The organism is Metabacillus sp. 22489, from assembly GCF_052044855.1.
Lineage (GTDB): Bacteria > Bacillota > Bacilli > Bacillales > Bacillaceae > Metabacillus > Metabacillus niabensis.
Window position 1 is genome coordinate 1 of sequence record NZ_JBQENT010000117.1, and the last position, 1,149, is coordinate 1,149.

The window sequence follows — 1,149 nt, forward strand, 5'->3', positions numbered from 1 at the left end:
TTAGGTGCATACACATAGAAGCCTTCGCCATTATTGGTGAACGCCTTTTGAAGTCTTGGTTGGATTCTTTTCTTTTCTCTTGGTGAAACTCCGTTTCTAATTAATTTTAATACGACCGTGCGAATGATAAACTAACTGATAATCTCGTATTCCCCTTCGATTGATTCCATATATCTTCCGAAAACAAATATTCCTCAAAATCCCTATATTGTCTGCTGCCAACAATAGAAACATCTCCTGCCCGAACATGCTCCCGAAGTTCTGTTAAAACAGCCATTTCATAGTAATGACGATTAATTGTTGTACCATCATCCTCGTATAAATGCTTTTTCCATCGTTTTGAAATAAAATCCACAGGTGAGTCATCAGGCACTTTTCGCTTTCCGGATTCGTTCATTCCTCGTATAATCTCGACAGCCTGTAAAAGTGGCTCATTTGCCTTTGTAGAATGGAATTCCAATACTCTTAATAGCGTTGGCGTATATTTTCTTAGTGAATAAAACCGTTTTTGCAGTAAGTCCAAATAATCAAAGTCGGCAGGACGTGCAAGCTCCTGAGCCTCTTCTACTGAAGAGACAAAGGTATTCCATTCAATAATCGATTCTAAAACCTTAAAAACGTCTAATTTTTCCTCTCTTGCTTTAATTAATGCTTGTCCGATGTTCGTAAAGTGTATAACTTTTTCATTTAGCTTTTTACCGTTTTGTTTCTGGATTTCCTCTTGGGCCTTACGACCTTTTGATAACAAACTAAGTATTTGCCTATCATGAATTTCAAACGCTTTATCTGTTAGCTCCTGAGTAAGTTGTAATAAATAGACGGTTAATATCGAATAACGTTTATTTTCTTGAAAGTCACGGAATGCATACGGCTCGTATCTTGAACCTAAGCGAGATAGCTGTAACAGACGATTGCGATGCAAATGGCTAATTTGTACCGTTTCTAATTCCATTCCTCGTATGTATTCAAGTCGTTCTAGGGGTATAACCAACATTTTGTCATAAAACCCACGTTAAGACAATAAATGGAAAATCAAAACCACCAGTGAGAACTGGTGGTTTGCTCTGCGGCTAAAAGCCTTTGTTACTGACCAAACCCTAAAGGGCTTCTGAACGGTTCCCCACGTGTACTACTTCTACTGGCCAGACC

General features: G+C 38.4%; 1 pseudogene. It reads right to left on the minus strand.

Going from position 1 to position 1,149, the window contains the following annotated elements:
* Nucleotides 1-121 precede the first annotated feature (121 nt).
* A pseudogene (locus ACTJJ9_RS26285) lies at nucleotides 122-979 on the minus strand (Tn3 family transposase); the annotation flags it as partial.
* Nucleotides 980-1,149 lie beyond the last annotated feature (170 nt).